This window comes from Paenibacillus cremeus, assembly GCF_007786445.1.
Taxonomy (GTDB): domain Bacteria; phylum Bacillota; class Bacilli; order Paenibacillales; family NBRC-103111; genus Paenibacillus_G; species Paenibacillus_G cremeus.
Genome location: NZ_VNJI01000104.1, coordinates 1 through 4,576, shown reverse-complemented (window position 1 = coordinate 4,576; position 4,576 = coordinate 1). Strand labels below are relative to the sequence as shown.

The 4,576-nt window shown below is 46.3% G+C and carries 4 protein-coding genes; all 4 read left to right on the top strand.

What is annotated here, in order from left to right; all coding sequences use genetic code 11:
- Window positions 1–695 precede the first annotated feature (695 nt).
- The 4 genes from FPZ49_RS34765 to FPZ49_RS34755 all read left to right on the top strand — a co-directional run bounded on the left by FPZ49_RS34765 (window position 696) and on the right by FPZ49_RS34755 (window position 4,001).
- On the top strand, window positions 696–1,931 hold the full coding sequence (locus FPZ49_RS34765) for a sensor histidine kinase (protein WP_222430016.1): 1,236 nt from the start codon (window positions 696–698) through the stop codon (window positions 1,929–1,931).
- 3 nt (window positions 1,932–1,934) lie between these two features.
- Window positions 1,935–2,684, top strand: coding sequence for a response regulator transcription factor (locus tag FPZ49_RS34760; RefSeq protein ID WP_144855300.1), 750 nt, complete (start codon window positions 1,935–1,937; stop codon window positions 2,682–2,684).
- 191 nt (window positions 2,685–2,875) lie between these two features.
- Window positions 2,876–3,133, top strand: a complete 258-nt coding sequence (locus FPZ49_RS37850) for a chitobiase/beta-hexosaminidase C-terminal domain-containing protein (protein ID WP_391563913.1) — start codon at window positions 2,876–2,878, stop codon at window positions 3,131–3,133.
- 172 nt (window positions 3,134–3,305) lie between these two features.
- Window positions 3,306–4,001 carry a response regulator transcription factor gene (locus FPZ49_RS34755; RefSeq protein ID WP_144855298.1) on the top strand — a complete coding sequence of 232 codons (696 nt, stop codon included), beginning with the start codon at window positions 3,306–3,308 and terminating at the stop codon, window positions 3,999–4,001.
- The last annotated feature ends 575 nt before the right edge of the window (window positions 4,002–4,576 follow it).

Sequence of the window (4,576 nt, the reverse complement as noted above, 5' to 3'; positions counted from 1 at the left end):
TGTTTGGCTCCATCTACACCCATCATAGGATTACCCTCCAAAGTAAAAAAGACCGTATAGAGATAAATTCTACACGGCCCTCCAAAAAACCTATTAAATTGATACGTTTGTCAACAGTCCCTAAATTGGGGATTTTATATTTGAAAGCACACATGTTTGTGTCGCGAAGCCACGACACAAACATATGCGTATAATCGTGAATGAAATTGACGTCGGGTTATAAAACATTATCTCATTCCCAACGGCTCTCTGTGAAGCGAAAGAAAAAATAAAAGAGCGATGTACTCAGCCTATTGAAATTTGCTAACCGCAGGAGGTTTGGTCTATTTGACGAATAAATAAAGTAAGGAAGGAAGGTCCCCTAAATTGCAAGAGGAGTTATTAAGCTGGATACAGTAGTGAATGTATATACATAATAGCTGTTTCAGAAAAGTCCTTGTAAATCAAGGGCTTTTTCAATTTACCGCGGCAAACTTATGGGTAAGTGACATGAACTTCGGGTCCGGATGGAATTAAAGATAGCTCTTCACGGCCAAAAAGATCAGGACATAAAAGCAACCGCGCTAATATATCCCTTGCGGAGCCTCTTCAAAATTGTAATAATCTCTTTAGTGCACTCTTTAACAGGAATTAGAAAGGCAGCATCAAATAACAATTCAGAAAAATATCGAATGACTTTCGTAAAAGGTGATGGAATGAGCCTGAGCATTTTTAAAGATTTTTTGCTTCAGCTGGCGCTTGTAGCATCGATGATGTTCACTTATCAACTATTTTTTGCAGAGAAGTCGGTGAGGAATCGTTACGTAAGTGTTTTTCATTCCCTTCTGGCCGGGTTCGGCATTCTGCTGTGTATGTCCTTTCCCGTTACGATTACCCCGGGTTACCGAGTCGATATCCGAATCGTTCCGCTACTGCTCGGGACGTTAAATGGCGGCCTGGTGACAGGGATCGTTCTGTCGGCTGTGATTCTGTTGTTCCGGTCGTATCATGGGATCGAAGTGGGTCTTTTCACGACGTTTTTGAACCTTTTGTTCAGCATGCCGGTTTTTCTGATTTTTCAGAAGATGTTTGTTCATGCCAATAAAAAGTGTAAGCTGCTGATTGCATTTTTGCTGGTTCTGTATAATAGTCTCAACGGGCTCATTATCGTATTTTTGACTAGCGGACAGTCTTTTTTAGCGGTTTTTCAGGAGCACTTCTTTCATAACCTCATTAATGTCTCGGCGGTGTTGTTCTTCACGGCGTTAGACGAGACGATCAAAGACATGATTCGGAAAAACCAGAAGCTGCAGGCCGAAAAAAAGGACGCGGAAATCGCCTTTTTGCGATCCCAGATCAAGCCTCATTTTCTGTATAATGCCCTTAGCTCCATCGCCGCGTTGTGCCTTGAGGACGATGCTCGAAAAGCGGGGAACCTGACGCTCGATCTTTCGAAGTATTTGAGAAGCGGATTTGACTTCAAGCAAATGGATTCCTTCACAACTTTAGAGAACGAGCTGGAACTGGTCAAAGCGTATATCAACATCGAGCAAGCGCGGTTCGGCGACAGATTGGGTGTGGAATATGATGTGGATGCCAGCCTGGGCATTCCGATTCCTCCGTTGATTCTACAGCCTTTAGTGGAAAATGCCGTCAGACACGGCCTGATGTCGGGACCGCAGGGGGGAACCGTAAAAATAACCATCAAGCAGGGAGCGGACAACTTCATCCGCTTTATAATAGAAGACAACGGTTGCGGGATGAGCGAACGAAAGTGTAATGAAATCCTTAAACCGAATGAGGCAAAGAAGGGCATCGGGCTATGGAACATCAATCAGCGTTTTCAGCTACTTTACGGAACAAGCATTCGTGTTGAAAGCGCGGAAGGACAAGGCACGAAAATTTCTTTTGAGCTTCCCGGTCCTGCACGACTGGTTAAGACTGGAGGTTGAAGCATGCTGCGGGCAATTATCGTGGATGATGAAGCGCTGTCGGTGAAATTGCTTAAGAATTTACTGTCTGAAAGTAACGTTATCGAGATCTCCCAGACATTCCTGAGCTCTTTGGAAGCCTATGAATATGTGAAGGCCAATCCGGTTGATGTTGCATTTCTCGATATTTCCATGCCGGGAATAAACGGGATGGGACTTTCCATCCTGCTGCATAATCTTGATCCGTCGATCGATGTGGTTTTTGTCACCGCCTATGACGATTATGCGGTCCGGGCTTTCGATCTAAGCGCGCTGGATTATATTATGAAGCCCGTGGATCCTCAGCGTTTGTCCAAAACACTGTGCAAGATCCGCAATAAACATCGAAACGAAGCGGGCGGAGCGGGGTACTGGAGAGGGCCTACAGCGCCGGAAGGGGAAGTGTCCCTTGCCGCGGGTGGGCCAGATCTAGAGAACAGCTTGCTGCGGTTGATCTCGAGCGGCCTCGCGAAGCTGGGCATGTCGAACGAAAACAAAAAGAGCTTTAGCAAAGCGGGCCTGCGGGACGATGCGCTCGTCGAACCGTTGACAAGCCGGGAAACGGATATTTTGTATGCATTGTCGAACGGTTTGTCCAATAAAGAGATCGCAGACAGGTTCGGAATCACGGAGGCGACAGTTAAAAGCCACGTATTTCGCATATACGGAAAGCTGGGCGTGAAACGACGAGTGCAGGCCATCGCAATGGCAAGAGATCTGAAATTTATCGAATAGTCTTCTATGGTGAAAATCGATTTAAAAGCCGATAACCAGACCTTTACTAAGGTTTTGGGTGGTCGGCTATTAATTTTTTTCGAGTATTTTTGGCAGATTTAAACATCCTTACAACTTTAGTTTGACTCTTTTCTGAAAATGAACAGGTATACTTAGGTGATGAAATAGTAAATTGGTCGTCCCTAATTTATATGGGATTGGTCCTAATATTAGGAACTCGGTTGCTTGTCGCTTACAAAAACGCGATGCCGACGGCCACTCTGGCGTGCGGCTCTAAGGTAGCAAATCACAGCAGCGTGACGCTGAGCATCGCGACAATCGGAGCAACGAACTATTACACGACAAATAGAACGATACCGACGACGAGCAGTGACGATCAGCGGAGCGCCAGGGAAAAACGTAGCGTCAGAGCGATCGCGGGTGCGGCGCGAGCAAACTGCGACAGGTGATGATAGCGATAGTGGCGCTGTAACTCGTCCGAGCTAATCGGCAGGCGATGAGACTGTGACGTTGACGGCTACCATCACAAAACCGGATCGACCGATACATAGATGTTCACGTTGACCGTAACGAAACGAAAAAAACATACAGCTATGGAGCAGTTCTTGGAGGGTAAAATCGATGTCTGGTGAAACCATATTACTCGTTGATGATGAAGCGGAAATCATCGAATTGATCAGCTTGTATCTGAAAAATGAAGGGTACGAGGTGCTATGCTCGAATAATGGCGCGGAGGCGCTGGGGATGGTGGAGGAGCATCGGCCGGATCTGGTAATTCTTGATATTTCGCTGCCCGGCATGGACGGAATTGAAGTATGCCGCCAGCTGCGCAAGTCGTACATCACTCCGATTTTGTTCTTGAGCTGTAAAAGCGAGGATATGGACATTATTCTGGGCTTAAGCATCGGCGGAGATGACTACATCACCAAGCCGTTCAGCCCGGGCCAACTGGTCGCCCGAGTCAAAGCGCATTTGCGCCGCATTCAACTGCTGAAGCAGCACAAGGAGGAGTCGCAGCATTTGCATTTCCCGGGGCTGGAGGTCGATATGGTCAACCGCACCGTGAAGGTGGACGGGCAGATAGCTCCTCTTTCCTCCAAGGAATTCGATCTGCTGCTACACCTGGCCAAGGCACCCGACAAAGTGCTTCCCCTGGAGCAGTTGTACAAAATGACCTGGGGTGTAGACAGCAACGGCGATACGCGTACGCTGCTCGTCCACATTAGCAATTTGCGCAAAAAAATCGAAGCCAACCCAGCCGAGCCGAGATATGTCCACACAGTCCGTGGAATGGGCTACAAATTCAATGTGAACTAACCGGAGTAAACGGAAACGGATACGGAAGCCGCTGTAACTTCCCTTTATGGCGAGCCACAAAGGCAATGAGTAAGGTTTAATTTAAAGAAAGCGGTTAGACGTATCCGAAAGCTTCACTTAAGAATGATAGCAACGCTCCTGGGACAAGATATGTCAACTAGCAATCAAAAGGCCAAACGTTTACTTGGATGGACACCGCGTTCGGCGGAAGAAGCCATAGCTGCTACGGGTAAGAGCATGATAAAGATCATTAAAGAGCAGAAGAAGTCGTAAAAATATAATGAATAAAGCTTCTCGAAACTTATGAAGTAGTGATCATTTAAGAGGCGTTTATGAGTCACCAAAAGGCTCCCGATCGGGCAATGTCATTTAGTTAAGCTCAAAGACTAGACTGGGTATAAAAATGTAATCCGAAACGGCATGGGACAAAGTCCTGTGCCGTTAGTTTTTTGGGTTTAGTCAAGCAAAATGTGCACAGCAAACAAGCGGATGTCATATCCGCTTAAAAAATGTTCATTCGAAATGAATTATGCTACTCTGTAGACGAAGCTAACGGCTGATTTATAACGGATTTT